Raw genomic sequence first — 22853 nt, 5'->3', positions numbered from 1 at the left:
GGCTCCATCCACCAATTTCGCAAATGCCGCTATGCGACGACGCAATGTTTTATCCGCGGCCACTTTGCCCTTTCTCGGGGCTAACACACCACGATGCACGCCTTCGAGGGGCTCGCTTGCGGCCACTCTCGCCGGTGCATCTGCGAGGCAAGCGCGACCCATCGACCACGGACTGTACGTTTCTGTGGATGCGGCGCACGCGCATCGGAGGCGACAGCTGGCAGAGCGTCGAGGTGCCGCTCGGCGAGGACGTCGAAGCGTGGTGCCGTTGCTCGCGCTAAGGGCTACCGCACGCAGATTCGGCATCACCACGGCTCTCTCGACAATTGCGCTCTGGGCCGCCGGGGATATGACGCTCGCTGAACTCATCAGCAGCCTCCCGCTCGCGCTCGGCGGGCTCGGCCTTGCGGCGCTCGGCGCCAAGGTCGACAACGCCAAGACCACGAAGCCGGCACGGGCAAGATAAGGCCGATTTCAAGGATATGTTAACCAGCGTTCATCGGACGTTCAGGGCCTTCGCTATAAGATCCAGGCACAAGAAAACGAGGCGCGGGCCATGCGGCAGGACATCAAAGCAACTCTCATCGCCGTCTTGGCCGGCGCCCTTATGCTTGGCGTCGGCACGGCGGGTGCGGAGAATTGCGTGCCCTGGAGCCAGGCCGGGCCGGTGATCGCAAAGAACTCGCTACTGCCCGCCAAAACCGTCTACCAGAAGGTGCAATCGCGCAGCGGCGGGAAGATCGTGCATGCCAGCCTTTGCGACCGAGGCGGCAGTTTCGTCTACAAGCTGGTGGTGCTGGGCGCCGACGGGGTCGTCAACAATGTCACCGTTGACGCTCGCACCGGCCAGTAGGACCAAAAGCGTCGCTGGGGAGGATAGGCTGTGCGGCTTCTCGTCGTCGAGGATGACCCAGACCTCAACCGTCAGCTGGTGACGGCGCTCAGCGAAGCCGGTTATGCCGTCGATACGGCTTTGGACGGTGAGGAAGGGCACTTTCTCGGCGATACCGAACCTTACGATGCGGTGGTACTCGATCTTGGGCTGCCCAAGAAGGACGGGCTAAGCGTACTGGAGCAATGGCGGCGCGACGAGCGCAAGATGCCGGTCCTCATTCTGACGGCGCGTGAGCGCTGGAGCGACAAGGTCGCCGGGATGGACGCCGGCGCAGACGACTACGTCGCCAAGCCTTTCCACATGGAAGAGGTCCTTGCTCGGGTTCGTGCGTTGCTGCGCCGTTCGGCCGGACATGCCCGCAACGAGATGGAATGCGGGCCGCTTCGCCTCGATACCAAGACCGCGCGCGTGACGGTGGATGGGAAGGCGGTGAAACTGACCTCGCATGAATATCGCGTGCTGACCTATCTCATGATGCATCGTGACCGCGTGGTCCCGCGCACCGAGCTTATCGAGCATCTCTACGAGCAGGATTTCGATCGCGACTCCAACACGGTCGAAGTTTTCATCGGGCGTTTGCGCAAGAAGCTGCCGCAAGATCTCATCAAGACCGTCCGGGGTTTGGGATACTGCCTCTCCGACGCAGCCGATGAGGCTTAACTCGCTCGCCTTTCGGCTCTTTGCCTCCGCCGCGGCGTGGACCCTCGTGGTGGTTCCGGTGGCGGCGATCCTCCTCATCTCCCTCTATCGCCAGGCCGTGGAGCGCAACTTCGATGCGCGCCTCAATGTTTATCTCACGAGCCTGATCGCCTCGAGCACTGCGGACGGCGGCAACCAGCCGACCCAGCCGGCCAATCTCGGCGACCCGATCTTCACCCTTCCATTCTCCGGTTGGTATTGGCAGATCAAGCCGCTCGCCGGCGCGGCTCGTCCGACTTTTGTCTCCGACTCCCTGCTCGATCAGCAACTCGATCTCCCCAGCAGCGGCGGCAACCGTCCGGATTCGGAGTTGACGTGGCGCGCTTATGCCTCGGGTCCGGAGAACCAGCGCTTGCGTATCGTCGAGCGCGAGATCCGGCCGGCTGGGCCGCAGTCCAGCCCCTATTCCTATGCGGTCGCGGGCGACGCCGCCGAGGTCGATCGCGATCTTGCGGAATTCACAACCATGCTGATCGGCGCACTAACCGTGCTCGGCATAGGCCTTGTGGTGGCGACGCTGTTCCAGGTTCGGTTCGGACTGCAGCCGTTGCGCACCATGCGCCAGAACCTTGCGCAGATCCGCTCCGGCGAAGCGGAACAGCTCGAGGGGCACTTACCCGATGAGATCAGCCCATTGCAACAGGAGCTGAATGCAATGATCCAATCCAATCGCGAGATTGTCGACCGGGCGCGCACCCATGTCGGCAATCTCGCGCATGCTCTCAAAACACCGCTCAGCGTCATCAGCAATGAAGCGCGGGGGCAGGAGGGAGCGCTCGCCGCCAAGGTGGTCGAACAGTCCGACATCATGCGCAAGCAGATCACCCATCACCTCGATCGCGCGCGGGTGGCAGCGCGATCGAGCGTCAACGGCGATGTGACCGACGTCAAAACGGTGTTCGACGCTCTAAAGCGCACGCTTGATCGCATCTACGAAGAGCGGCGCCTTGGTATTTCGGTTCGCTGCGAGGGTCTCCCGAAGTTTCAGGGCGAGAAACAAGATTTCGAGGAGATGGTCGGAAACCTCATGGACAATGCCTGCAAATGGGCGGCGACGGCTGTCACGGTCGAGGCCGAGCACGACAAAATTAGCCAAAGGCTCATCATCCTCGTCGACGATGACGGCCGAGGGCTAACCGAGGCCCAGCGGGATCACGCTGTAAAGCGGGGGCAGCGCCTCGATGAGACCACGGCCGGTTCGGGTTTGGGACTGTCAATCGCGGCCGACCTCGCCCACCTCTATAAAGGCAGCGTCCAACTCGAGCGCTCGCCGCTCGGCGGCCTCCGCGCGCGCCTGGTGCTTCCGGCGGCATGAGGCCGATTTACCCCCCTTGCAGTAAGTGGTGCAAATCGGCGCGTTGTTGTAGTCTCGCGCCGCCAAAGGAGGACACCAACATGGCAAGACTATTTTTAGCGGCTACGGTCGCGGCGATTGCACTGACGGGCCTTACGGCCGCCCAATGCAGTAACGAGGAAGCGAAGAGAGAGACTGTTCCCGCTGAGCAGCCCGCGCCAGCTGAGCCGGTTCCGGCTCCCGAGCAGCCGCCAGCGCAGTAGCCTCGATTAAAATGGGCTTGGGCCGCATTCACTCGCATCTCAGCGCGTGGCGCGGCCCAAATCCAACATTTTTTGAATGCAACCAAATTCCGCCAAAATTATTATTTCTTAAGTTCGAATTGAGAGGATGGGAGTTTGAGAGTCCCATCGCAGGCCGTGCGGTAGCGCGGCCTAAGGGGGAGATCGATGAGAGCAGCGCCCCTATTGGCGATTTTGATGCTTCCGCTGCTGGCCAGCGGTTGCGGCCCGAACAATAAGCAAGGTACCGGCACCGTTCTTGGCGCCGTTGCGGGCGGAGCGGCGGGCGCCGCCATCGGCGGCAGCAAAAATCGCATTCCCGGATTGGCTATCGGCGCGGTGGTCGGCGGCATCGTCGGCAACGAGCTCGGCCGGCAAATGGACGAGCGCGACCGCGAAATCGCGGCGGCCGCCGAGTATCGCGCTCTTGAATACGGCCAGGCCGGCGCTTCCACGCCGTGGAACAATCCCTCCACACAACATCGCGGCCAAATTGTTCCGGGCAAGCCTTATTCGCAAGGCAGCCAGTATTGCCGGCCCTACACCCACACCATTTATATCGGCGGGCAACCGCAGACCGTCCGCGGCACCGCATGCCGCCAACCCGACGGTACTTGGCGCCAGATCAGCTGAGCAGGCGACTTGCCTGCTGACCATTCCCAGGATTGCGCCGATTTAATCTCCAACCTCGCTTAGACTTGCTCCCCAATCCGACTTTCGCCTATGGCTAACCGGCTGTGGACGTAGGGGAGCCCGTCAATTCCGTGCTGTTTTGGATCATCCTTGCGATCTTAACGGCGGTCGTTCTTCTCGTTCTCTTGCGCCCTCTCGTGCGCGGAAAGGGGACCGATGCCGGCCGTGGCGCCTTCGACGCCGCAGTTTACCGCGACCAACTTCGCGAGGTTGAGACCGATCGCGAGCGGGGGCTGATCGGCGAGAAAGAAGCCGAGGCGGCGCGCCTTGAGATTTCCCGGCGGCTCCTGGTGAGTGCTGACAGCGATGCGCCGGAACAGATTCAGCTATCACGAGCCTCAAAGGCGGGGATGCTTAGTGTTGCAGCAATGCTGCCGCTGATCGCCGTCGGCGTCTATCTTGTTTACGGCTCTCCCGGCCTCCCCGACCAACCGCTCGCCGCGCGCTTGGAGGATCCCTCCAGCGAGCAAGACCTCGCGGCCATCGTCGCTCGCGTCGAAGCGCGGCTGCGCGAACATCCCGAAGAAGGCGAGGGATGGGACGCCGTGGCGCCGGTCTATCTGGGCATCGGACGCTACGCTAATGCCGCCGAGGCCTTTGATCAGGCGTTGAAATTGCTGGGTGAGTCGCCAAAGCGCCTTGCCGGCCGCGGCCAGGCTCTGGTCCTCGCCAATGACGGCGTCGTTTCGGAGGAGGCGCGTCGCGTGCTTGAGCGCGCCCTCGCTCTCTATCCCACCCTGTTAGAGCCACGCATCCTGCTCGCCATCGCCAAGGAGCAGGACGGCCGATTCTCGGCGGCCATCGACGATTGGCGGGGGCTGCTCGCCTCGGGAGATGACAGCGCGTCATGGCGCCAGATGGTGGAGAAGCGCATTGCCGCGGCCGAGGCGCATCTTGCCGACGGGTCCTCCGGCGGGGCGGCTCCCAAGACCGGCGCGGAACCCAAGGACGGCGCGGGACCAACTGCCGGCGATGTCGCCGCGGCGCAAGCCATGAGCCCTACCGAACGTCAGGCGATGGTCGAGCAAATGGTGCAGAGGCTGGCGGAAAGGCTTGAGCAGCAGGGCAACGATCTGGGCGGCTGGCTCAAGCTCGTCAAAGCCTATACCGTGCTAGACCGGAAGGACGATGCGCAGAAGGCGTTGGCGCGTGCAAAGAGCCAATTCAGTGGAGACGGTCAAGCCCTTCAGCAGCTCGATGCACTGGCAGCGGAGCTTGGGTTGAAGTCATGACGCGTAAGCAGCGTAGGGGCATCTTGATCGGGACGAGCCTCGTTGTCCTCGGGGTGGCCGTCGGTCTCGTGCTCATGGCCATGCGCAACTCCATCGTGTTCTTCTATACGCCGAGCGATGTGGAAGCGAAGGAGCTCGCCCCCGGCCAGCGGTTCCGGCTTGGCGGTCTTGTCGAGGCCGGCAGCGTCGTGCGCGGAGAGGGGACCACGATCCGTTTTGTGGTGACCGACATGTCCACGACTTTGCCCGTGACCTATACCGGCGTGCTCCCCGATCTCTTCAGAGAGCAGCAAGGTGTGGTCGCCGAAGGCAAGCTCGAAAGCGACGGCGTGTTTCATGCCGACCGCGTTCTGGCCAAGCATGACGAGAACTACATGCCCCCCGAGGTCGCCAAGCGGTTGAAGGAGCAAGGGGTATGGAAGGGTGACGCGCAGGCGAGCCAACCCAATCCTTCGCCAAAGGCGAATTAGCCATGATCGCGGAGATCGGCCACTACGCGCTCATTCTTGCCCTTGGCGTCGCGATCGTGCAGACGATCTTGCCGCTTTGCGGCGCGCGTCGCGGTGACTCCCAGCTGATGGGCATCGCCGCTCCTGCGGCGCAGATGCAGTTACTGCTGATCGCGGTCGCCTTCATGGCGCTGATGACGGCTTACGTCACCTCCGACTTTTCGGTCGAGAATGTCTGGCGCAACTCGCATTCGGCGAAGCCGCTCATTTACAAGATCGCCGGTGTCTGGGGTAACCACGAAGGGTCCATGGTGCTCTGGGTGCTGATGCTGGCGGCCTTCGGCGCGGCCGTGGCCACCTTCGGCAGCAATCTGCCCCGGCAGCTTCAAGCCAATGTGCTCGCGGTGCAGGGCTCCATCGCCATTGCCTTCCTGCTCTTCATCATCACCACCTCCAATCCGTTCGCGCGCCTCGATCCGGCGCCGTTCGACGGTAACGGCCTCAATCCGGTGCTGCAGGATCCCGCACTCGCGTTCCACCCGCCCTTCCTCTACGCGGGCTATGTCGGCTTCTCCATGGCCTTCTCCTTCGCTATTGCCGCCCTCATCGACGGGCGCATCGATGCGGCGTGGGCAAGATGGGTGCGACCCTGGACGCTCGCCGCCTGGATGTGTCTCACCATCGGCATCGCCATGGGCTCGTGGTGGGCGTATTACGAACTGGGCTGGGGCGGGTTCTGGTTCTGGGATCCCGTCGAGAATGCCTCCTTCATGCCCTGGCTCGCCGGCACGGCGCTGCTGCATTCCGCCTTGGTCATGGAAAAGCGCGAGGCGCTGAAAGTCTGGACCATCCTCCTCGCCATCATCACCTTCGGCTTGAGCCTGATGGGGACGTTTCTGGTGCGCTCTGGCGTTCTCACGTCTGTTCACGCCTTCGCGGTGGACCCGGAGCGCGGCATTTTCATCCTGGCGATCATGGGATGTTTCATTGGCGGCGCCTTCGCGCTCTTTGCCTGGCGCGCGCCGACACTCGGCCAGGGCGGCCTGTTCGCCCCGATCAGCCGCGAAGGCAGTCTCGTCCTCAACAATTTGCTGCTAACCACCGCCTGCGCCGCGGTGTTCGTGGGTACGCTCTATCCCTTGGCGCTGGAGGCGGTCACCGGAGAGAAGATCTCCGTCGGCGCGCCGTTCTTTAATCTGACCTTCGTGCCGCTGATCGTGCCGCTCCTGATCGCTGTTCCGTTCGGGCCGGTGCTGGCCTGGAAGCGCGGCGACCTGGTTGCTGCGGGGCAGCGGCTCATGTTCGCGGCGACCCTTGCTCTTGCCGTCACCATTGCCATTCTCGCCGTGCGTCAGCGCGGGCCCTGGCTTGCGCCGCTCGGCATCGGCTTGGGGATCTGGCTCATCGCCGGAGCGCTGACCGAACTCGCTCACCGGGTCAAGCTGCTCGATGCAGGTGCCGGCGAGGTATTGCGCCGGATGCGCAACATGCCGCGTGCGGCCTATGGCACCGCTCTCGCGCATGCCGGGGTCGGTGTCATGGTCATCGGCATCGTTGCGACCACGGCTTGGCGGTCTGAGCACATCGTGGCGCTCAAGGTCGGGGAGAGTGCCGACGTGGCAGGATATCACCTCACCTTCGGCGGCGTGACGCCGCAGCAGGGTCCCAACTACCGAGAGCGCGTCGGGACTTTCACAGTGACGCGGAACGGCAGCGCCGTGACGGTGCTGCAGCCGTCAAAGCGCGAGTTCAGCGTCGAGGGCAGCAGCACGACGGAAGCCGGCATTCACCCAAGCTGGCACGGAGATCTCTACGTGGTGATCGGGGATCAGCACGATGACGGCGGCTACAGCGTCCGGATGTATTTCCATCCCTTCGTGAGGTTCATCTGGCTTGGTGCGCTTATCATGTTCTCCGGAGGCGCCATGTCGCTCTCGGATCGCCGCTTGCGCGTCGGAGCTCCTAAGCGCGCGACGGCGAAGCCACAAACGGCCGAGCCGGTCCCATCGTGACGCTCCGCCTCGCTCTTTCGCTCTTGGGCCTGTTGTGCCTCCTCGGGTCCACATCGGTCCGAGCGGTGGAGCCCGACGAAATCCTCAAAGATCCCGTGCTCGAAGCGCGCGCGCGTCATATCTCCGAGGGGCTCCGCTGCCTCGTCTGCCAGAACCAGTCGATCGACGATTCCAACGCGCCCTTGGCGCGCGACCTGCGAGTGCTCGTCCGCGAGCGGCTGAAAGCCGGCGACAGCGACGGCGAAGTGATCGATTTCGTCGTTGCCCGCTACGGCGAGTTCGTGCTGCTGAAGCCCCGTTTTACGCCGCATACCTGGATGCTGTGGCTTGCAACGCCTGTGCTTTTCCTTGTGGCGCTGTTTGGGATTTTTCTTGCCTTTCGGCGGCGCAAGACAGCTTCGGCGGGAGGCGTTGCGCCCTTGAGCGGCGACGAGCAGAGCCGGCTCGATCGCCTGCTGGATCGCGGTTAACTCAGCGGTCGCGCGACGGCTTCCTCTCCTAACCTTACAGAAATTTAATCCCGTCGAAACCGTCGCGTAATCGCGGAGCGCCTATATGTTGCGTTCGAGGTGCCTCGTACGAAGCGAGGATCAGCCCACGGGATTTCTTTGCTTATTGGAGAGAGGTGACCCATGACATCTGACGAGAGCTCTTCCGCGACTGAGAGCCACACGCGGAAGCTGGCGCGCAAGCCGATGGTGCTCGCCGCCGCCGCCGCCCTGATCGCGACAAGCGCCTTGGCGCTAACGCTTGGCAACATGCCCTTCGCTGTCGCTGAGACCAATCAAACCGTGCAGACGCCCTTCGGCAACGCGCCCTTAAGCTTCGCGGATCTGGTGCAGAAGGTGAGCCCGGCCGTCGTCAGCATAAACGTCAAGGGCGAGAACAAAGTCGCGGAGAACGATCAGCAGCAGATTCCGGGTATGCCCGACATCCCGGAAGACAGCCCGCTCTACGACTTCTTCAAGCATTTCAAGAAGGGCATGCCGAACAACAATTCCCCGGCAAAACCAAGCCCGAGCCTGGCGCAGGGATCCGGCTTCTTCATCTCGCCGGACGGCTATGTCGTGACCAACAACCACGTGGTCGAGGACGCCGACGAAATCACGGTCACCATGGAGAATGGCGACAAGTTTCCGGCCAAGCTGGTCGGAAGCGATCCGCGGACGGACGTGGCTTTGGTCAAGGTGACGACGGAAAAGACCTTCCCCCATGTCGATTTTTCGCAGAAGGACCCGCGCGTGGGCGATTGGGTTCTGGCGGTCGGCAATCCTTTCGGCCTCGGCGGAACGGTGACGGCCGGCATTATCTCGGCGCACAACCGGGACATCGGTTCGGGCCCCTACGACTTCCTGCAGATCGACGCGGCGGTGAACCGGGGCAATTCCGGCGGTCCGAGCTTCGATCTCGATGGCAAGGTCATTGGCATGAACACCGCGATCTTCAGCCCGAGCGGCGGCAATGTGGGTATCGCCTTTGCGGTGCCGGCGGAGTTGGTCAAGGAAGTGGTGGAGCAGCTCAAGTCGCACGGTTCGGTCGATCGCGGCTGGCTCGGCGTCGTCATTCAGAATGTGAGCGACGACATCGCCGACTCGATCGGGTTGGCTGAAGCCAAGGGCGCGATGATCACCAAGGTCACCGAGGATGGCCCCGCGGCCAAGGAAGACCTCAAGGCCGGCGACGTCATTGTCGCAGTCAACGGTGAGAATGTCGGCGACTCGCGCGATCTGGCGCGCAAGATCGCCGAGCTCCGGCCGCAGAGTGACGTCAAGCTGACGATCATGCGTTACGGCAAAAAGCACGAGATCGACATGAAGCTCGGTTCCTTCCCGAGCGGCAAGAAGCTTGCCGCCCTGGAGGAAGAGCAGCCGCCTGAGACCGGCGAGGAAATGAAGAATCTCGGCCTGTCTCTCGCTCCCGCCGCGCGCATTCCTGGCGCCGGGGAGGACGGTGTCGTGATCACCGAGGTCGACCCCGCGAGCGATGCCGCCGACAAGGGGCTGAAGCCCGGCGACGTCATCCTCGAGGTTGCCGGCGTGACGGTTGCCGCCCCCGGCGACGTTGCCAAAGGCATCCAAAAGGCCATGGATGGCGCGAAGGACAAGGACAAGGTCAACGTCTTGTTCCAAGTGAAGTCCGGCGATCAGACGCGCTTCGTGGCGCTTGCCCTGAAGAAGGCGTAGTCACCTTCGACGCCGGAGGGCGGCGCGGTTGCTCCCACCGTGCCGCCCACCTCTTTGTTAAGAGACGCGGGCTAAGCCTTGGCAGCGAGCGCGCCTCGCAGGGAGACTCTCCACCATGCGGGTATTGGTGATCGAGGACGATCAGGAGACTGCGGCCTTTCTCAAGCGAGCCCTCAAAGAATCCGGTCACGTCGCCGAACATGCGGCCGACGGGCACACCGGTCTCGATCTCGCCAGAGCCAATGTCTACGACGTGCTCATCGTCGATCGCATGCTGCCCAAATGTGAAGGCCTCGCCGTGATCGCGGCGCTGCGCGCCGACGAAATTCGTACACCTGCCTTGATTTTAAGCGCGCTCGGCGAGGTTGATGACCGCGTCAAGGGCTTGCGGGCGGGTGGCGACGACTATCTCACCAAGCCCTACGCCTTCAGCGAACTGCTCGCCCGCATCGAAGCGCTCGCGCGGCGAACGTCGCCCGAAGAGGCGCATACGCGCTTTGTCGTCGGCGATCTCGTGCTGGATCGCCTGTCACATAAGGTGACGCGCGCCGGCGAGCCGATCATGCTGCAGCCGCGCGAGTTCCGGCTGCTCGAATATCTGATGAAACACGCCGGTCAGGTCGTGACGCGCACGATGCTTCTGGAAAATGTCTGGGACTATCATTTCGATCCACAGACAAATGTGATCGACGTCCATATCTCCCGGCTCAGGTCCAAGATCGACAAGAGTTTCACCTCGCCCCTCCTGCATACGGTCCGCGGCGCCGGCTATACCATCCGTGACAGCGCTCACTAAGCTCTTCCGGACCACGACATTTCGCCTGTCGCTGACTTATCTCGCGCTGTTCAGCGCCGCGGCGATTGTCGCCATCTCCTACATCTACTGGAACACAACGGTGCTGCTGACCCAGCAGCTGCACCAGACCATCGACGCAGAGTTGAAGGGTCTCGCCGAGCAATATCGGGCGGGCGGGTTGAACCGACTCGTAAGCACGGTGGCCGAACGTAGCGAAACGCCGGGGAACAGCCTGTACCTGGTGGCGGACGCGTCCGAGCGGCGGGTCTCCGGTAATCTCAGCGCGGTCTCCCCGGAGCTCTGGAATAGCGTTGGGCCGGTCGAGTTCGTCTACAGCCGCCCTGCGCCGGGTGGCGTGGAACAGCGGCTTGCTTACGCCAATGTCTTCCGCTTGCCCGGCGGCTATCGTCTGATTGTCGGACGCGACATCGAAGACCGCCGAGAGCTCGCGCGCATGGTGCGCTCGGCCATGCTGTGGGGGCTCGGCGTCATGGCGCTTTTCGGCATCGGTGGCGGCTATTGGGTGAGCCGCAAGCTGCTCGCCCGCATCGACGCTATTGCCGCCACCACGCGCACCATCATGGAAGGCGATCTCAGCGGCCGTCTGCCGGTGAACGGTTCCGGCGACGAGCTCGACCGCCTCGCCGAGAGCCTCAACCTGATGCTCGCGCGCATCGAGCAATTGATGGCGGGCTTGCGGGAGGTCTCCGACAATATCGCGCACGACCTCAAGACGCCGCTCAGCCGCTTGCGCAATCGTGTAGAAGCCGCGTTGCGCGAGCCGTATGGCGAGGCTTCCTATCGCGAGGCACTGGAGCGGACGATCGAAGAGGCGGACGGCCTGATCAAGACCTTCAACGCGCTCTTGTCGATCGCACGGCTTGAAGCAGGAGCCGCCGGTGAAAGCCGCGAAGTTCTCGATGTTTCGGCCCTGGTTGGCGATGTCGCCGAGCTTTACGAACCCGTGGCGGAAGAGCGCGGCCTCGTGCTAAGGGCGGAAGCGAGCAAGCCGATCCTCGTCAGGGGCGACCGTCAGTTGCTGGGACAGGCCATCGCCAATCTCATCGACAATGCCATCAAATACGGCGACGGCGGCTTCGCATCGGGTGGCGCTGGATCTCGACCCGAGGTCGGGGTGCACGCGGAAACCAAAGGCGGAAACGCAGAGATCATCGTTACGGACCGCGGCCCCGGGGTGCCCTTGGCAGATCGCGGGCGCGTGCTCGACCGTTTCGTGCGTCTCGAAGCGAGCCGATCGGAGCCCGGCAGCGGGCTGGGCCTGAGCCTTGTGGCTGCCGTGGCGCGCCTGCATGGCGGCAGCCTCCGGCTTGAGGACAACCATCCCGGCCTTCGCGTCGTCCTTTCGTTGCCGACGAATGGCGGCGTCACCGGCAATGGCGCCGCAGACCACGACGGCCATCTGGTCGAGATCAGGCCGGCGTGACCGCGTTCTATAAGCGCATCGTGGACGCGCCTCAGGTTTACGACGCGGCACGCGCCGCCGATGTTCTCGAAACTTTGGCTAAGGCGCTGGCCAGCTTGCCGCAAGCCGGTCATGCGGCGGAGCCGATCACACAATCGGCGCAAGTCCGCGGTCTTCTCGCCGGCGCCTTCTCAGGTTCCTCCTATCTTGCCTCGCTCGCGATGCGGGATCCGGCGCTTCTCGCCGAATGCCTGGAGCGCGATCCCGACGAGCATCTTTCTCAAGCCCGGGCGGACCTACGGGACGTGCTCGCTAAAGGAGGCCCATCCAAAGATGCAATGGCGCTGTTGCGCCGCTTCAAGCAGCGCCTTGCACTCCTTGTGGGTCTCGCCGATCTCGGAGGCGTGTGGTCGACGGACGCAACGATCGAGGCTTTGAGCCTTGGTGCGGATACCGCGGTTGAAGAGGCGGTGCGGTTTCTGTTCCGCAAGGCGCGCGAAGACGGTCAGGTGGTTTCGTCGTCGTCCGGCGAACCCGCGCCCGGCTATTTCATTATTGGCATGGGGAAGCTTGGCGCGTACGAGCTCAACTATTCGAGCGACATCGACATCATCGTCTTTTACGATGCGGAAAAGGCAGGTCTCGCGGGGGGGGTGGAACCCTCCACGTTCTTCGTCCGGCTCACGCGTGAGCTCGTGCGCTTTTTGCAGGAGCATACCGGCGACGGTTACGTGTTCCGCACCGATCTGCGCCTCCGGCCGGACGCGGGCGCGACGCAGATCGCGCTCTCCGTTGACGCAGGCCTGTCTTATTACGAAAGCTTCGGCCAGAACTGGGAGCGCGCCGCCCTCATCAAAGCGCGCATTATCGCCGGCGACGCGGAGGCCGGAGAGGAATTCCTGAGCCAGCTCTCGCCGTTCATCTGGCGTAAATATCTCGACTATGCAGCGATCGCCGACGTGCACGCCATGAAGCGGCGCGTGCATGCGCATAAAGGCCACGGCGCCATTGCGGTCGAGGGGCATGATATCAAGCTCGGCCGTGGCGGCATTCGCGACATCGAGTTCTTCGTCCAAACGCAGCAGCTCATCGCCGGCGGCCGGCATCCGGAGCTCAGGTCGCGGGGCACGCTCGAAACGCTTCAGAGTCTCGCCGCGGGTGGCTGGATCGAGCAGGGCGCGGCCGACGATCTCACCGAGGCCTATCGCTTCTTCCGCCGCGTCGAGAACCGGCTGCAAATGATCGGCGATCAGCAGACCCATATCCTCCCGTTAGACCGTCTGGAACTCGACCGGGTCGCGCGGCTTTCGGGGTTCGCCAGCACCGACGACTTTGCAGACGCCCTCAAGACACGGTTCGCCCGCGTCGAGACGCATTATGAGGCGCTGTTCGAGAAGCTGCCGGAAGCGCCGGAAGCGGCGCCGACGCTTGTCTTCGCCGGTAACGAGGCCGATCCGGGCACGTTGTCGGCGTTGGAGCTTTTGGGTTTCCGCAACCCCCAAGCCGTGACCGCGGCGGTTGGAGCGTGGCAGTCGGGCCGTTATGCCGCGACGAGAAGCAGGCCTGCGCGTGAACGTCTGACGGAGCTCTTGCCGTCGCTGCTGGGCGCGTTCGGGCGCACCGCCGAGCCCGATCTGGCACTGGCGACCTTCGACAAGGTCATCGCAGGCATGCCCGCGGGGCTTCAACTTTTCTCCCTCCTTGCCGCCAATCCCCTTACGCGTCTGATCGCCGACATCATGGGGACCGCCCCGCGCCTCGCTCATATCATCGGCCGCAGGCCGCGCCTGCTCGATGCCGTGCTCGACCCCGGCTTCTTCGGCGTCGTCCCCACGCCGGCCAAGTTGAAGGAGCTTGCCGCAAATGCGCTCGCGCAAGCTTCCGACTATCAGGATGCTCTCGACCGCGCGCGTATCGTTGGACGCGAGCAGGCCTTTCTCATCGGCGTGCGCGTGCTTTCGGGTACGATTTCCGCACGACAAGCCGGCGCCGCCTATACGGCTCTTGCGGAGACGATCGTGGAGGCGCTTGCCGAGCGGGCGCAGGCCGAACTCGTTCGTCAGCACGGCGACATACAAGGCGGCGAGGCGGCGGTGCTGGCCATGGGCAAGCTCGGGGGGCGCGAGATGACGGCGACCTCCGACATCGACCTCATCGTGGTCTACGATTATCCCGGCGGGGACGTGCACTCCGACGGTCCGAAAAGTCTCTCGGGCAGCCAATACTATTCGCGCCTGACGCAACGTCTTATCGCTGCGCTCTCCGCGCAAACGGCGGAGGGATCGTTGTATGCCGTCGACATGCGTTTGCGGCCATCCGGCAATCAAGGGCCGGTTGCGACGAAGCTTTCGAGTTTCGTCGACTATCAACGTGGATCGGCCTGGACGTGGGAACATCTCGCCCTGACGCGGGCACGGATCATTGCCGGACCGGTCGCGCTCCGCAGATCCATCAACGATGCGATCAGGGAAGCACTCGTGCGGTCGCGTGATCGCGGCGCCGTGGCGGAAGAGGTCCGCACAATGCGGGCGAAGATCGAAGGGGAGAAGGCCGCCACGGGCATCTGGGACTTGAAGCAGGTGAGGGGCGGGCTCGTCGACCTCGAGTTCCTGACCCAGTTTCTGCAGATCGTGACTGCCGCGAAACATCCGGAGGTGCTCGATCAAAACACGGAGATGGCCTTGACGAAACTTTCGGCCGCGGGAGCGCTCGCTCTCGAAGACGCCGAGAGTCTCGTGCTGGCGGCGCAACTCTATCACACGCTCACTCAGGTGCTGCGGCTCTGTCTGGAAAAGCCGTTCGTGCCGGAGGAGGCGCCCCGGGCCCTGAAGGAGCTGTTGGCGCGGGCGTCGGACATGCCGAACTTCACCACGCTGGAGGCTACGCTGCGCGATATGCTGGAGAGCGTGCATCGCGCCTTCGATCGGATCGTGACGTGAGAAAAGCCGGGCTGACGGTGTGAGGTGCGCTAGGCGGAGGCCGCGAGCTGGATCTCATCATGGGCGATCGCCTTGATGGGAAGCATGCAGATGACCGTTGTGCCTTCCCCCTCGCGGCTCTTGATCTGTAAGCTGCCGCCGTGAAGCTCGACGAGCGCGCGCGAGATCGCAAGCCCTAACCCGCTGCCCTGGTGGCTCTTGGAGAATTGATTTTCGACCTGCTCGAAGGGCCGCCCGAGCTTGGCGATATCCGTGTCCGGGATGCCGATGCCGGTATCCTTGATGGCGATCTTCGCCATGTCCTTGGCGCGCGACAGATGCACGTTGACGTTGCCCTTGTCGCGCGTGAATTTCACCGCGTTAGACAGCAGGTTGAGGAAGATCTGCTTGAGAGCGCGACGGTCGGCCTCGAGCATCAAGCGCGCCGGGCCGTGCCGTGACAGCGTGATCTTGCGATCGCCGGCGGCCTTGCTAACCACCTTCATGCTGTCATCGACGATATCGGCAATGTCGACACTCGTGATGTTGAGCGACATGCGGCCGGCTTCGATCTTCGACATGTCGAGGATGTCGTTGATAACTTCCAGCAGGTAGGCGCCGCTCTCATGAATGTCGCGGGCATATTCCTGGTATTTCGGATGACCGAGCGACCCGAACAAAGCCTGCTGCATCACCTCTGAGAAACCGATGACCGCGTTGAGCGGCGTGCGCAGCTCGTGGCTGATATTGGCCAGGAACTCCGATTTCGCGCGGTTGGCCGCCTCGGCGCGGTTCTTCTCCAGCGCATATTTCTCTGCGAGGTCGACAAGCTGCTGCTTCTGTTGCTCGAGTTCGCGCCGCGACAGCCGCAGTTCGGAAATGCTCTGGCGCAGCTGATGCTCGTTCTCCGCAAGCCGATGCTGGCTCTCCTTGAGCACTGTGATGTCGGTGCCGACGCTGACATAGCCGCCGTCGCGCGTGCGCCGCTCGTTGATGTGCAGCCAGCGCCCGTCTTCGATCTGTGCTTCGTAGGTGCGGGAATCGTCGTCTTGGCCTCCGGCAACGATGACGCGCTTGCGCACCATCGGCTCAGAGGCCGATGCGAGAATCTCCTCATACGGGGTGCCGGGGCGAAGCACCGCCTCTGGCAGCCCATGAAATTGCTGATATTTGCTGTTGCACATCACGAGGCGGTTGTGCCTGTCCCACAGCACGAACGCCTCCGAGATGGATTCCACCGCATCACGTAATCTCGCATTGGCGTCGGCGGATCCGGGCACGAGGTCGTGGTCGGCCATCACCGCCACGCCCGTAAGATGGGGCTCCATATCGGCGCCTGCGCGCGTGATACGCCCTCGCAGCCGGAGATAAATCCAGTTTCCTTCGGCGTGGCGCAAGCGAAAGCTCTCGTCGAAAACACTCTCGCCTTCGCGCAAGTGGCGGTCCACCTTGCCGCGCAGGTCGTCGTCAGGATGCAGCGCCTGGGCGATGACGCGGAACGGCATCGCGCTGTCGCGCGGCTCCAAGCCGAGCAGCTTGCACATCGGCGCCGACCAGGTGATGTGCCCGCGCGCCAGGTTCCAGCGCCAGATGCCGCAACCGGGCAGCGCCTCGGCGATCTCATGGGTAAGCGCGCCATCGACCGCGCACGCTTCGGCAGGGGCGAGATACCAGAGGCCTGCAGTCAGCAACGCGAGCAGGAAGGCCGCGCTGGTGAGGACGCTGATTTCGATCGCGGCGCCGCGCTTCCAGCCCGCCAGGGCTTCGGCTACCGGCTGGAGGAAGGCGATCTGTGCGTCAGTGCCTGGGACGTTGCGCACGGTAACGATGGCATCGGTGCCGTCGACCAGCGTCATGCGCAACACGCCTGCATCGGCGCCGAGCACGGTGAGGGGCTGTTGCGGACCGAGAATGGTGAGGAGATTGGTGGGCGCTTCGCCGTCTAACGGTGCGCGGGCCTGGATCGCACCTTCCGCGTCGGCGAGGAGTGCTATGCGTCCATGCTTGGTTGCGCCTTTGGGCAGACTACTGCCGAGGGCGGCCTGCCAACTCGTGCTGGCGGATAGGTCTTTGTCTTTAAGATGCAGGGATGTGAGGTCGGCGAGGAGAGCAAGTTGCTCGCGCGCGGAGCCGAGGCTTGCCCCTTTGCTCCCCACGATCTGAAACGCCACACCGATGGTCGCCAGCGCCAAAAAGGTCGCGATGAGGATTGGGACGGAGCGGCGTAGCAGCTCAGTCGACGGAAGATGCCGGGTGATGATCTCTGGAAGATCGTGCCAGCGCGGCGCGGCGATTGATAAAGACCCCCCGCGCGCGGAGTCTGTCCGCGACATTCGGTCCCCCTGAATTTAAGTTCACCCGCGTCGAGCCGGAGAACTTGCCGCATCTCCGAATCGCTTTCACCATTGGAGAGGATGAAGGTTCTCTCTGTCCAGAAGAAAACTGTGGAAAATGGGTTAACAACCCGTTGACGGCCTGTGTTAAGCGCGGCCGAGAGTCTTGTTGACGATCTCGTAGCTGTCGGTCGACAGCTCTTGAGTCGCCAGCCTCTGCAAGGTCGCTTGCGCGCTTGCCTGGCGCTTGGGTTCGAGGATGCGCCAGCTTTCGAAGGCGCCGAGGAGGCGCGCGGCAAGGTGGGGGTTGAAGCGGTCGATCTCCAGCGCCGCCGACGCCAGGAAGTCGTAGCCTCCGCCGTCGGCACGGTTGAAGCCGGTCGGATTGGCTTGCGCGAAGCTCGCGATCACCGCGCGCACGCGGTTCGGATTCTTAAGCGAGAATTTCGGGTGCGAGAGGAGGGCTTGGACAGTTTCCACCGAGTCGTTCCGCGCGGCGCGGGCCTGGACCGCAAACCATTTGTCGAGCACGAGCGGCTCGTTCTCCCAGCGCGTGTAAAAATGCTGCAACGCCTCGTCCCGATGCGGTGCATCGAGATGAGAGAGGATGGACAGCGCGGTGATGGCGTCGGTCATGTTCGACGCCTCTCTATAATGGGTGAAGGCCCGCTCGATCTCGCTGGCGTCGCCGGTGGCAACAAGCAGATCCAAGGCGGCATTGCGCAGGGCACGCCGGCCCGCTTCTTCCGGATCCGGGGAGAACGGGCCGCTCGGCGCGAGGCTCGTATACAAATCAGTCAGCGTTGGACGCGCCGTGCGTCCCACAGTGGCTCTGAGGGTCTCGCCGGCTTGCCACACCGCATCGGGGTCGACGTCCCGCGCCAGCTCGCGGGCGATGTCGGACTCGCTCGGAAGCTTCAGAAACTCGGCGCGATAAGCCGGATGCAGCGCCTCCTCTGAGGCGGTGGTGCCGAGCGCCTTGGCCAGGCGCACGGCCTCCTTGCCAGAGGCTGCATCGCCGTCGGGCTGCGCCGCTGCCGTCAACAGGTTGGTCGCGTAAGTCTGCGCGGCCTGCCAGCGGTTAAATGGATCGCTGTCATGCATCATCAGGAACTCGATCTGATCCGCATCGAGACTCGTTGTGAGGCGCACGGGCGCGGAGAAGTCGCGCAGCAAGGACGGAGTTGGAGGGCTTGGGATGTCGCGGAAGGTGAAGACGTGCTCCCGCTCCGTCACTTCCAGAAGTCCGTCCTCCAGCGCCGTGCCATCCTCAAGCACCAGCGGCAGGTCGTCACCGTTCGCACCAAGAAGACCGAGCTTCAGCGGGATGTGCATCGGCTCCTTCTTATTCTGGTCCGGCGTGGGCGCCACGACCTGGCTGACGCGAAGATGCGCGGTCTTGGTGTGGGGGTCGTAGTCGAGCGAGCAGGCAAGCTCAGGCGTACCGCTCTGGGTATACCAGCGCATGAATTGGGAGAGATCGCGGCCCGACACATCCGCCATGGCCTCGACGAAATCCTCCACCGTGACCGCCTCGCCGTCATGGCGCTCGAAGTAAAGGTCCAGTGCCTTGCGGAAGCCCTCGCGGCCGAGCAGGGTCTGCAACATGCGGCAGAGCTCGGCGCCCTTCTCATAAACGGTCGCGGTATAGAAGTTGTTGATCTCGATGAAGGAGGCGGGACGCACCGGATGGGCGAGGGGGCCTGCGTCCTCGGGGAATTGATGCGTCTTCAGCATGCGCACGCTGGCAATGCGATTGACCGGGCCTGTGCGCGTGTCCGAGGTGTATTCCTGGTCGCGAAAGACGGTGAGGCCTTCCTTGAGGCAAAGCTGAAACCAGTCGCGGCAGGTGACGCGGTCGCCGGTCCAATTGTGAAAATATTCGTGGGCGATCACGCCGTCGATCGAGGCATAGTCGGCGTCGCTCGCGGTATCGGGCCGGGCTAGGATCAGCTTGTCGTTGAAGACGTTGAGGCCCTTGTTCTCCATCGCCCCCATATTGAAGTCGCTGACCGCGACGATATTGAAGACATCGAGGTCGTATTCGCGGCCGAACCGCTCTTCGTCCCAGCGCATGGAACGCTTCACCGATTTCATGGCCCAGTCGCAGCAGTCCTGCTTGCCGGGCTCGACATAGATGTTGAGCGCGACCTTGCGCCCTGATGCGGTAGTGAAGCTGTCGGAGACGGAGGCGAGATTGCCCCCCACCAAGGCGAAAAGATAAGACGGCTTGGGGAAGGGATCGTGCCAGACGGCGTAATGGCGGTTCGTGCCGGGAACGTCGGCTTGCTCCATTGGATTGCCGTTCGACAGCAAGACCGGGGCCTCATCGCGGTCGGCCTCGATGCGCACGGTGTAGACGGCGAGCGCGTCGGGCCGGTCGATGAAATAGGTGATGCGGCGAAAGCCTTCAGGCTCGCATTGCGTGCAATAGGTGCCGCTCGAGCGATAGAGCCCGGAGAGGGCGGCATTCGCTTCTGGATTGCAGACCGTGACGATGTCGAGCGTAAACGGTCGCCCTGGGACCTCGGGAATTGTCAGCGTCGTTTCCCGAAGGTCGTAGTCCTCTGCCTCGAGCGGCTTGCGGTCCAGCGCGAGGCTGAGAAGCGTGAGATTCTCGCCATGCAGCACGAGCGGCCGGCCGCCGGGCGCGACCTTGGGATTGGGTCGCAAGCGCAGCTTCGCAGCGACGCGCGTCGCGGTCGGGTCGAGCTTAAAATCGAGCTCGACCTCCTCGATCAGATGGTCCGGCAGGGCGTAGTCGGCGAGATATTTCGGCGTGCGGGGGGCGGCTTGATGCATCCCCCGCTCTTAGAGCCGGACGGAACCATTGCCAAGCCCGAGCGCGGTCGGATGCGCCTATTCTGAAATCTCGCTCAGGATACGGCGAGCGACTTGCGCGAGTTCCACCAGGTCATCGCTCAGATTCTCAGGCTCTTGCTCGGCATTCTGCGCAAACTGCTCAAGAAGCTTCATAAAGACGGGTGCCCGCACGATCACTTGGGCCTGACGCTCGATGCGATACGGATCGAGATCGTACTCCGCCCCCCGGCACACGCCAGCCGCCCCAGTCGCGCTCGGTGTCACGACCCCGATGAACCGGGAATATGCTGGCTTCTTCGATATCGGCATGGTGCAGCGGAACGAGGTGAACGCCATCGTCACCCATGGCACGATGTGCCTGATGCGGCGCGACGCCTTGTAAGACGCCGGCAGCTGGTCGAGCGACACCATTGTCGAGGATACCGATCTCGGGTTGACCCTGCTGGAACGCGGCTGGCGGTCGCTGCACCAGCAACACGACAAAGGTCGCGAGCACGGGAAGCGTCAGCACGGAGTCCGGCACGGCAATGCCGTAAAAGGCGACGAACGGCATCCAAATCAGATTCAGAATGGCAATGACGACGCCAACGGCCTCGGCGCCGAGCCACGTCATCCAGCCCGTCAAGAAGGCTGCGCGCTGCTGCGGGGCAAGACAGCTGCCGCCGGGCAAAAAGGCGCGCCAATGCTTCTTGATGAGCTACACGCCGCCATACGCCCAGCGGTGACGCTGGCGCTTATAGGCGGCGAAATCGGACGGTAGCAGGCCCCAGCCATAACGGCGCTGCGTATAAAGCGACCACCAGCCGCGTTCCAGCAGGGTCAACCCGAGATCGGTATCCTCGACAATGGTGTCGCTCGACCAGCTGCCGGCGTCTTGCAAGGCGTCGCGCCGCATCAGGCACATCGTGCCGTGGGTGACGATGGCGTTCACCTCGTTCCGCTGCACCATGCCGATATCGAAGAAGCCAGCATATTCCCGGTTCATCGCGACCTGGGTAACGGTCTGGGTTCCGTCGCGATGATCCTGAGGCGCCTGGACGAGCCCAACGGTGGGATCCTCGAATGCAGGCACGAGATCTTTGAGCCAATCAGGGTCGACCACGTAATCGGCATCGATGACGCCGATGACTTCCGCCTCCGGCGCGGTGTGCTGAAGCGCAAGCCTAAGAGCGCCGGCCTTGAAGCCCGCAAGTTGCTCGGCACAGACGAAGTTGAAGCGCGCGCCGAGCTTGAGACAATGCTCCTCGATCGGACGCCACATAGTCGCATCGGGCGTATTGTTGATGACAACGACACATTCAAAATTCGGCCAGTTGAGATTGGCGACACTGTCCAATGTCTGCCGCAGCATCCCCGGCGGCTCGCGATAGGCCGGGATATGGATCGAGACCATTGGCGCGCGTTCCGCCGCGTTGGCCGAGCCGACCAGCAGCCGGCCGGGCTTAGCCCCGAACACGATGGCGGCGAGTTCTTCGATGCGTTGCCGCATGATGACGATCAGCGGAATGAGCAGCACGCCGCCGATGATCATGGCGATCTGGGCGCCGAGCACAAAGTAATGCATCACCCAATAGTCGATCACATGTGAGAACCACGCGCCGATGACATGCGCCGTCGCCGCGATGACGCCGGCCTGTAGCGCGGTGACTTGCGGCATGCCGAACAGCGGAATCGAAAGCAGCAGCCCGAAGGCCAAGGCGGCGATGAGCTTGAAATGGAAGTTGGGTTCGTCGACGGTGCCTTCGAGAGCGAATTTGGCTTTCCGTTCCGCGTCGTACATGCCCCAATACGGACCGACACTGCCTTCGAACGTTTTCCAGGGCTGATCGAACGCTTCGATGATCGAGTAATCCATCCCCATGGCATCGGCGCGAGCAATGAACTCTCGCACCACATTGGCCTGGTTCAGCGGGCTCGGGACCGCCTCCTTACGGTTAAGGCCGGCGCTCGGCCAACCAAACTCGGCGATCACGATGCGCTTGCCGGGATAGGCGCGCCGCAGCTTTTGATAAACCGACACGGCGTGGTCGACCGCGGATGACGCGGGCAGGCCTTCCCAGTAGGGCAGGATGTGGACGGCCAGATAGTCGACGGCGGACACGAGCTCGGGATGTTCCAGCCAGATATCCCAGACCTCGGCGGTCGAGACGGGAACCGACACCTCGCGTTTTACGCGCTGGATTTTTTCGATGAGATCTTTGACGTTCGCCGCGCCGTTCACCGCCTCGCTGCGATACAGCGTTTCGTTGCCGACCAGGACGCTGTCGATGTTCCGGTACGTGTTGGCGAGCTTGATGACGCTTTCGATCTGCCGCTCGTTCTGTTCGGGCTCTTCGTTAATCCAGGCCCCGAGCGTCATGCGCAACCCAAACTTGGATGCAATCCCCGGAACCAGTTCCATGCCTTGAGTCGACGAGTAAGTGCGAACCGCGCGGACCTGCGGGGCAATGACCGCGAGATCGGAGGTGATCTGGCTCTCGGTGGTGCCGTCCGCCTCGCCGTCGAGATCGGGATTGATCGGCGTAAAGGAAACACTTTCCAGCGCGCCTGCAGTCGGCGGCGACACTTGGTCACGCGACACAAGCCACGCCAGCACGTGGGCGGCGGTCACGATCGCGACCACGACGACGATAAGAACTCGGCGCATTTCCTGGATTCTTTCAGACAGAGTAGGCCTACCCTGTCCTCCTTGGCGTTTCCCCGGCAGAGTCCCTGCGGCTTCCGCCCCTAACGCTCTCACTTGGGAGTCGTTCCGATTCTATTAGCCGAGCTGGTCGTTGCCTCACTCGACGCCGTTGTATGTTCCTCCGGGGCGATCCAGC

Annotated in this window: 16 protein-coding genes and 3 pseudogenes; 15 read left to right on the top strand and 4 right to left on the bottom strand. The window is 63.2% G+C overall.

All coding sequences use genetic code 11. The features are described 5' to 3' along the window. Positions 1–116: 116 nt before the first annotated feature. The 14 genes from ACR2J1_RS04025 (at position 117) to ACR2J1_RS03960 (ending at position 14896) form a co-directional block, all read left to right on the top strand. The gene (locus tag ACR2J1_RS04025; RefSeq protein ID WP_434018061.1) at positions 117–281 is read left to right on the top strand and encodes a hypothetical protein; all 165 of its coding nucleotides are present in this window, start codon (positions 117–119) and stop codon (positions 279–281) included. Next, a complete protein-coding gene (locus tag ACR2J1_RS04020; protein ID WP_434018060.1) occupies positions 260–466 on the top strand; it encodes a hypothetical protein in 207 nt (68 codons plus the stop codon). Before ACR2J1_RS04025 ends, ACR2J1_RS04020 begins: the two co-directional genes overlap by 22 nt. 90 nt (positions 467–556) lie before the next feature. Next, positions 557–853: a PepSY domain-containing protein gene (locus ACR2J1_RS04015; RefSeq protein WP_434018059.1), complete on the top strand. Its 297-nt coding sequence runs from the start codon at positions 557–559 to the stop codon at positions 851–853. Positions 854–883: 30 nt separating this feature from the next. After that, entirely contained in the window at positions 884–1555 is a 672-nt protein-coding gene (locus ACR2J1_RS04010) for a response regulator transcription factor (protein ID WP_434018058.1), read from the top strand. Then, a complete protein-coding gene (locus tag ACR2J1_RS04005) occupies positions 1545–2909 on the top strand; it encodes an ATP-binding protein (protein ID WP_434018057.1) in 1365 nt (454 codons plus the stop codon). The genes ACR2J1_RS04010 and ACR2J1_RS04005 overlap by 11 nt, the downstream gene beginning before the upstream one ends. Before the next feature lie 428 nt (positions 2910–3337). Beyond that, entirely contained in the window at positions 3338–3802 is a 465-nt protein-coding gene (locus ACR2J1_RS04000; RefSeq protein ID WP_434018056.1) for an RT0821/Lpp0805 family surface protein, read from the top strand. A gap of 104 nt (positions 3803–3906) precedes the next feature. Next, complete coding sequence (ccmI, locus tag ACR2J1_RS03995; RefSeq protein ID WP_434018055.1) at positions 3907–5094, top strand: c-type cytochrome biogenesis protein CcmI; 1188 nt, start codon at positions 3907–3909, stop codon at positions 5092–5094. Continuing rightward, positions 5091–5564: a cytochrome c maturation protein CcmE gene (ccmE, locus tag ACR2J1_RS03990; RefSeq protein ID WP_434018054.1), complete on the top strand. Its 474-nt coding sequence runs from the start codon at positions 5091–5093 to the stop codon at positions 5562–5564. Before ccmI ends, ccmE begins: the two co-directional genes overlap by 4 nt. Positions 5565–5566: 2 nt before the next feature. Beyond that, entirely contained in the window at positions 5567–7555 is a 1989-nt protein-coding gene (locus ACR2J1_RS03985; protein ID WP_434018053.1) for a heme lyase CcmF/NrfE family subunit, read from the top strand. After that, on the top strand, positions 7552–8025 hold the full coding sequence (locus ACR2J1_RS03980; RefSeq protein ID WP_434018052.1) for a cytochrome c-type biogenesis protein: 474 nt from the start codon (positions 7552–7554) through the stop codon (positions 8023–8025). The genes ACR2J1_RS03985 and ACR2J1_RS03980 overlap by 4 nt, the downstream gene beginning before the upstream one ends. Positions 8026–8187: 162 nt before the next feature. Beyond that, positions 8188–9738, top strand: a complete 1551-nt coding sequence (locus tag ACR2J1_RS03975) for a Do family serine endopeptidase (RefSeq protein WP_434018051.1) — start codon at positions 8188–8190, stop codon at positions 9736–9738. 115 nt (positions 9739–9853) lie between these two features. After that, positions 9854–10534 carry a response regulator transcription factor gene (locus tag ACR2J1_RS03970; protein WP_434018050.1) on the top strand — a complete coding sequence of 227 codons (681 nt, stop codon included), beginning with the start codon at positions 9854–9856 and terminating at the stop codon, positions 10532–10534. After that, the gene (locus ACR2J1_RS03965; RefSeq protein WP_434018049.1) at positions 10518–11978 is read left to right on the top strand and encodes a sensor histidine kinase; all 1461 of its coding nucleotides are present in this window, start codon (positions 10518–10520) and stop codon (positions 11976–11978) included. The genes ACR2J1_RS03970 and ACR2J1_RS03965 overlap by 17 nt, the downstream gene beginning before the upstream one ends. Beyond that, positions 11975–14896, top strand: a complete 2922-nt coding sequence (locus ACR2J1_RS03960) for a bifunctional [glutamine synthetase] adenylyltransferase/[glutamine synthetase]-adenylyl-L-tyrosine phosphorylase (RefSeq protein ID WP_434018048.1) — start codon at positions 11975–11977, stop codon at positions 14894–14896. The genes ACR2J1_RS03965 and ACR2J1_RS03960 overlap by 4 nt, the downstream gene beginning before the upstream one ends. Before the next feature lie 29 nt (positions 14897–14925). On the opposite strand, the gene ACR2J1_RS03955 is transcribed toward ACR2J1_RS03960, so the two are convergent. Together ACR2J1_RS03955 and pepN are read right to left on the bottom strand one after the other, a co-directional pair. Further along, positions 14926–17208: an ATP-binding protein gene (locus tag ACR2J1_RS03955; RefSeq protein ID WP_434018047.1), complete on the bottom strand. Its 2283-nt coding sequence runs from the start codon at positions 17206–17208 to the stop codon at positions 14926–14928. A 147-nt stretch (positions 17209–17355) separates the two neighbouring features. Further along, positions 17356–20010, bottom strand: a complete 2655-nt coding sequence (gene pepN, locus ACR2J1_RS03950) for an aminopeptidase N (RefSeq protein ID WP_434018046.1) — start codon at positions 20008–20010, stop codon at positions 17356–17358. A gap of 292 nt (positions 20011–20302) precedes the next feature. On the opposite strand from pepN, the pseudogene ACR2J1_RS03945 reads away from it, so the two are divergent. Further along, a pseudogene (locus ACR2J1_RS03945) lies at positions 20303–20488 on the top strand (glycosyltransferase family 2 protein); the annotation flags it as partial. A gap of 9 nt (positions 20489–20497) precedes the next feature. On the opposite strand, the pseudogene ACR2J1_RS03940 reads toward ACR2J1_RS03945, so the two are convergent. Together ACR2J1_RS03940 and ACR2J1_RS03935 are read right to left on the bottom strand one after the other, a co-directional pair. Then, positions 20498–21520: pseudogene (locus ACR2J1_RS03940) on the bottom strand (glycosyltransferase); the annotation flags it as partial. Positions 21521–21787: 267 nt separating this feature from the next. After that, positions 21788–22390: pseudogene (locus ACR2J1_RS03935) on the bottom strand (glycosyl hydrolase family 17 protein); the annotation flags it as partial. Positions 22391–22853 lie beyond the last annotated feature (463 nt).

Source organism: Methyloceanibacter sp., assembly GCF_050999895.1.
Taxonomy (GTDB): domain Bacteria; phylum Pseudomonadota; class Alphaproteobacteria; order Rhizobiales; family Methyloligellaceae; genus Methyloceanibacter.
The sequence above is the reverse complement of the archived record's forward strand: the minus strand, read 5'-3'. Positions and strand labels throughout refer to the sequence as shown.